This window comes from Burkholderia sp. Ax-1719 (assembly GCF_011753055.1).
Taxonomy (GTDB): domain Bacteria; phylum Pseudomonadota; class Gammaproteobacteria; order Burkholderiales; family Burkholderiaceae; genus Paraburkholderia.
In genome coordinates, this window is record NZ_VWWJ01000063.1 from 1 (window position 1) to 3242 (window position 3242).

The 3242-nt window shown below is 66.3% G+C and carries 4 protein-coding genes and 1 pseudogene; 4 read left to right on the forward strand and 1 reads right to left on the reverse strand.

Going from position 1 to position 3242, the window contains the following annotated elements; translation table 11 throughout:
- Positions 1-324 (forward strand): annotated as a pseudogene (locus F3J17_RS35815) (hypothetical protein); the annotation flags it as partial.
- Here the strand turns inward: F3J17_RS35815 and F3J17_RS35820 are convergent.
- Positions 312-458 carry a hypothetical protein gene (locus F3J17_RS35820; protein WP_167070542.1) on the reverse strand — a complete coding sequence of 49 codons (147 nt, stop codon included), beginning with the start codon at positions 456-458 and terminating at the stop codon, positions 312-314. The pseudogene F3J17_RS35815 and the gene F3J17_RS35820 overlap by 13 nt on opposite strands.
- A 572-nt stretch (positions 459-1030) precedes the next feature.
- On the opposite strand from F3J17_RS35820, the gene F3J17_RS35825 reads away from it, so the two are divergent.
- From F3J17_RS35825 to F3J17_RS35835, 3 genes are all read left to right on the forward strand, one after another.
- Complete coding sequence (locus F3J17_RS35825; protein WP_205195121.1) at positions 1031-1456, forward strand: hypothetical protein; 426 nt, start codon at positions 1031-1033, stop codon at positions 1454-1456.
- Between the two features lie 314 nt (positions 1457-1770).
- Positions 1771-2469: a response regulator transcription factor gene (locus F3J17_RS35830; protein ID WP_167070544.1), complete on the forward strand. Its 699-nt coding sequence runs from the start codon at positions 1771-1773 to the stop codon at positions 2467-2469.
- On the forward strand, positions 2466-3242 hold a 777-nt coding region (locus F3J17_RS35835; protein WP_167070546.1), incomplete at its 3' end, for a FecR domain-containing protein. The genes F3J17_RS35830 and F3J17_RS35835, both read left to right, overlap by 4 nt.

Consider the following 3242-nt stretch of genomic DNA (forward strand, 5'->3'; position numbering starts at 1 on the left):
TCTGCGCCGGGCAATGGCGAACCGCCGCAAGGCGGTCGTCCGCCGATGAATGGCGGCGAGCGTGCCGAGGCGCCGCGTCCGCCGATGAACGCTGGCGGCCCGCCGCCGGGCGCGGGTAATCAGCCGCACGCGCCGATGCCGCAGCAGAACAATGCACCGCGTCCTGCCGCGCCGCCGCAGATGCAGGGCGGTGGTCGTCCGGCGGGTCCGGGTGGACCGCCCGCCGAACATGGCCGCGAGGGCCCGCCTCAAGGTGGCGGCGGCCATGCGCCCAGCCAGGGCGGCGGGGGCGGTGGTCACGACGATCGGCATCAGCCGAACTGATTCCCGCTAAGCAGCAGTGTGAAGGGCGCTCCGACAGAGCGCCCTTTTTTATCTTGATCGAGATAAGTTGCGTGCAGCACCTTGCTGGTCGATTTCCATTGATGAGGATTCCGATTGGTTTTCGATTCCTTCATCGCCTTTGCTCGTCTCCTACCGCCTGTCTGAATTTCGTCTGAGGGATTTAACAATCCCTGACAGTAGATTCGGACGCAATTGGCGACAATAAGCCAACGCGGGTTCAGAAACGTCTGAGTCGCGGCATGCGGCGAGCATCTCGTGCTTGTTGCACAACGTATATCGGCTACGGGGGCTGGCGCGGTCGGGACACGGCGGCGCGCCGGTGGCGAGGCAGTCAGAGCGGGTTCGAGCCCGCCGTATAACGCTGGTCAACAGCGCCTGGCAGTAGGAGTGGCGATGGCGTCGGGAACGCCAGTTTCAGATCGGTTGCAGTCCGCAGGCCGGGCATCGGGCGGTGATGCCAGTCTGCACGCGACGCGCCGTGAGGGCGGTGTCTGCGCCGGTGGGCCGAGTCCGGGGGGAAGGGCCGCCGGAGACCACGCAGCGCGCAAGCCGTGTTGTCGCCACTCGTTTTTCATTTATCGGTCTGTCTATCTGAGTCTGCGCGCGGGTCTTCCTTGACGAAGCCACCGGTGCCGCAGCGCTATGGCCAAAGGTGGCCGGACTGATCCGCAACACGAGGGTTGTCATGTTTTTCCGTATCGGCAGCATCCGTTTTCCTCCCGCCTCGCGCCTGAGCGGCGGGAGCCGCAGCCGCGATCTCGAGCGGATCGAACTCGATCTCGCCCGCGACCGGCACGCGCGTGCCGCCATGGAAGCCTATGCGGATTCCTGCGAAGCCGAATTGCCCTGGCTCAGCGAAGTCTTGCGCCAGTCGCGCTTCGGGCGCCCGGAGAAGCTGACGAACTGTTCCTCGACGGTGCTGCGCGCGTTTGTACTGGCGCAGTCGCGCGCCGCCATCCAGGCCGACTACGCACATGCCGCATGGGAACACGTGCGCGTGCAACTGGTCGCCGTGCTCGCGGGACTGCCGCAGCCGGGCGCGCATGAGACGCCCGATGGCGACTACGGCAGTGAGGATCACAAAGACAGGACGCGGACCGAGCCTCGGTGAGCGGTGAAATGCGTGGCGACATGCGCAGTGAAGTGAGCGCTGCAACCAGCGCTGCAATCGGCGCTGGCATAGCGCCGCCAGGCCCATGCGGCCCGGCTTTGGGCGGATTTCGACTACCATGAGCGAAATCCAGGTCCCGATCTCGATGGGCCGTCGGTTCCCCACCGGCACTCCCATTTGTTTCAAGACGCAGCGAGAGTAGCGGATTGGGCGCGCGGCAGGGGCCGCGCGGCAAGAGATTGGGTATGGAGTCCGGTCGGCAGTCGCGCCGGCCTGGCCCGAGAAGATGAATAACGAACTGGGTGCAGGGCACTATGAGAATCGCAGTACTCGATGACGATCCGGCGCAAACCGATTTCGTCTGTCAAACGCTGATGGCCGCGGGCCATGTCTGTCACGCGTTCGCCAAGGGCGGCGATCTCGTCAAGCAGCTCAGACGGCAGACTTTCGATCTGCTCGTGCTCGACTGGAATGTCCCCGACATGGCCGGTGACGAAGTCCTGCACTGGGTCCGCCAGAGCCTGTCCACACGTCTGCCCGTGCTGTTCATGACGAGCCGCAGCCGTGAAGTCGATATCGCGCTGATGCTCAATAGCGGCGCAGACGACTACGTGGTCAAGCCGGTTTCGGCGCCCGTGCTGCTCGCGCGCGTCGGCTCGCTGCTGCGCCGCGCCTATCAGCTGCACGCACCGGCGCAGAAAGAAGTGTTCGGCGATTACGAATTCGACCTGAAGTCGCGTCAGGCGTCGGTGGGCGGCAAGCCGGTCGCGCTCACGCAGAAGGAGTTCGAACTTGCGCTGCTGCTGTTCCAGCACCTGAGCCGTCCGCTGTCACGCGCGCACATCCTCGACGTGATCTGGAAGCAATCGGACGATATCCCGTCGCGCACCATGGACACGCACGTTTCGATGCTGCGCTCCAAGCTCGGACTGCGTCCCGAAAACGGCTATCGCCTCACGCCGATCTACGGTTACGGCTACCGTCTCGAACGCATCGAAGGGGACGCGGCTTGAGCGGCGCGCGTTCGTCACGCGCGGCGGTGATCGGTGCGGTCTCGCGGCCAGTGCTCGCCTGCGCGCTGGCGCTTGGCCTGCTGTCCGCCGCACACGCTCACCAGCCCGCCGAAACCACGATCTACGTCGCGCGTTCGGGCGACTCGCTCTACGACATTGCCCAGCGCTACCTGCGCGATCCCGCCGACTGGACCCAGCTCGCGCGTCTGAACCGCGTGAGTGCGCCGCGCCGCCTGAAGCCGGGCACGGCGCTGCGCGTGCCGGTCGCGTTGCTGCGCCAGGACGGTTTGAGCGCACAGGTGATCGCCACGTCCGGGCCCGCGAGCCATACCTTCGGCAGCGGCCCGCAGTTGCCGCTGATCGTCGGCGCGAAGCTGGTGGAAGGCGAACACGTGCAGACCGGCGACAACGGTTTCGCCACGCTCGAACTGGCCGACGGCTCGCATCTGGTGATACCGCCGCGCACTGCGCTCGATCTCGCCACGCTGCGTCAGACGGCGCTGACGGGCTCGACCGATCGCATCGTCAATCTGCAGCACGGCGAGGTCAACACCGAAGTCACGCACGCCACGAAGAAGGACGACCGCTTCCAGATCCGTTCGCCGTCGGTGGTCGCGGGCGTGCGCGGCACCAGCTTCCGCGTGAATTACGACGGCGACAAGGGCTCGACGGCGGTTGAAGTGCTCGAAGGCGCTGTGGGCGTGGACGCCGCGCCGCAAGGCCAGGCGGCGACGGTCGCGCCCGCGCCCGGCACGCCGCTGGCCGCGTCGACG

Bases quoted from the DNA above. Each gene is read 5' to 3' on its own strand.
- F3J17_RS35830 (WP_167070544.1), top strand. From the start codon at position 1,771: ATGAGAATCGCAGTACTCGATGACGATCCGGCGCAAACCGATTTCGTC.
- F3J17_RS35825 (WP_205195121.1), top strand. From the start codon at position 1,031: ATGTTTTTCCGTATCGGCAGCATCCGTTTTCCTCCCGCCTCGCGCCTG.
- F3J17_RS35820 (WP_167070542.1), bottom strand. From the start codon at position 458: ATGAAGGAATCGAAAACCAATCGGAATCCTCATCAATGGAAATCGACC.